The organism is Collinsella sp. AM41-2BH (assembly GCF_003468085.1).
Lineage (GTDB): Bacteria > Actinomycetota > Coriobacteriia > Coriobacteriales > Coriobacteriaceae > Collinsella.
On record NZ_QSGH01000008.1, the window covers coordinates 1 to 1,536 of the forward strand.

The 1,536-nt window shown below is 67.4% G+C and carries 1 protein-coding gene; it reads left to right on the plus strand.

Annotation, left to right across the window (positions count from 1 at the left end):
- The first annotated feature begins 274 nt into the window (after nucleotides 1-274).
- Nucleotides 275-1,432, plus strand: coding sequence for an IS110 family transposase (locus DW899_RS05405; protein ID WP_225093533.1), 1,158 nt, complete (start codon nucleotides 275-277; stop codon nucleotides 1,430-1,432).
- Nucleotides 1,433-1,536: the final 104 nt, after the last annotated feature.

Genomic DNA, 1,536 nt, shown 5'->3' on the forward strand with positions numbered 1-1,536 from the left:
CCCATTACAGTCTGAAGTGGGCCACCGATAAATTTCGATGGCGAGCATTCGGCGCATTGCCTACGATACGGGCAAGCCCCGAGGGGCCGCCGATCGGGCGCCTCCGGATGGCCGTCTGCCCCTGCCCCGTAGAGGGCCCGGGGGGTGTTGCCACCGGGGGCGCTCGCCGCTCCGGACGACTGATAGGAAACTGCCGGGCGCAAGCGCCACGGCCAGGTAATGTGGGTGTCGCAGGGAGGGGTTCCGATCGGCCTACCGATTGGAGGATAACACCGTGGCACCACCTAGAATGCCGGAAGCCGTCATCGGGCTCGATGTCGGGAAATTGTCCCATTGGGCATGCGTCGCGACCCGGGACGGCGAGATACTGCTGAGCGCCCCCGTCGCGAACAGGGAGGGCGATCTGGACTCGCTGTTCGGCCGCTTCCCCGACGCGCTCGTGGTCGTCGACCAGTCGCGCAACATAGGCGCCCTCGCGCTCGCCCGCGCCAAGGCGGCCGGGATGTCGGCGGCGTACCTGCCGGGACTCGCGGCACACGGGGCCGCCAGGCTCTTCGCCGGCGACGCCAAGACCGACGAGCGGGACGCAATGGTCATCGCGAAGACGGCGCTGGGCATCCCCGACGCACTCCTGCCGGTCGGGGATCCGGGCCCGACGGTCGCGGCGGCGAGGGCGCTGGCCGCCCAGAGAAACTTCCTGACCTGCGAAAACACCAGGAGCAAGAACCGGCTGCGCAGCATCCTGCTGGAATCGTGCCCCGCCTTCGAGGCGTTGGTCGACCTGTCCGACGGTCCCCAGCTGAGGCTCATGGCATCCCTCGGCGGGGCCTGGTCGGTGGCCGACGCCGGGCCCCGCAGGGCGGCGGCGCTCACGCGCGGGGCGGCGCGCGGCAAGATCGAGGCCCTCGTCCGCTCGACGGCCTCCTCGACAAGGCCGGACGCGGCGGCCATCGCCGCCGAGGACCGGGCGGTGAGGCTGCTCGCGCGCAGGATCTCCGAGAACTCGGCGGAGATCGATGTGATCACGGCGGAGATATCCGCCCTCCTCGAGGGCGACGATACCTACCGATGCCTCCTGACGGTGCCGGGGATCGGCCCCAAAACCGCTTCCGAGCTCGCGATCTCCATAGATATCGAAGACTTCCCAAGCCACGACAGGCTCGCGTCGTACTGCGGCCTGGCGCCGCGCAACCGCCAGTCGGGGACCTCGATCTCCTCGGTGACGGCATCGCGCCAAGGCAACAAGAGGCTGAAGAACCTGCTCATATTCTCGTGCAACTGCCTTACCCGGACAGAGGGAAGATGGGGCGATTACTACGCTAGGTGCCGAGAGCGGGGCATGCCGCACGGCAAGGCGCTCAAGGCGCTGGCACGAAAGAGGCTGAAGGTCATCTACGCGATCATGCGGGACAGGGTGCCCTACGCCGCCTAGTCGAAGCGCTCCGAACAGATTGGAGCCCATCGGCCGAAAGGCCTGGCGTTAGCATGTCGCGATTCAATCTCGAAAACAGCATTGCCCAGTTGACAAAACTATAG